The 229-nt window shown below is 33.2% G+C and carries 1 pseudogene; it reads left to right on the forward strand.

Annotated features, from left to right (window positions below):
• A pseudogene (locus AOA62_RS32270) lies at positions 1–229 on the forward strand (EamA family transporter); the annotation flags it as partial.

The following is a 229-nucleotide window of genomic DNA, read 5'->3' on the forward strand; positions in this document are numbered from 1 at the left end:
CCTTTAGTTAGTGTATTGTTTGGAGTGATATTATTAAAGGAAAAGCTTACAAAAATTCAATGGATATCAGTGGGACTTGCGGGATTAGCCGTAACTATAATAACTATTTCTATTGGAAGTTTTCCAATAGTCGCACTAAGCCTAGCATTTAGTTTTGGGTTATATGGTTTATTAAAAAAAGTAGTTCAAATAGGATCCATGAACGGACTAGCATTGGAAACTCTAATCA

Source organism: Pseudomonas sp. 2995-3 (assembly GCF_002742565.1).
Taxonomy (GTDB): Bacteria; Pseudomonadota; Gammaproteobacteria; order Pseudomonadales; family Pseudomonadaceae; genus Aquipseudomonas; species Aquipseudomonas edaphica.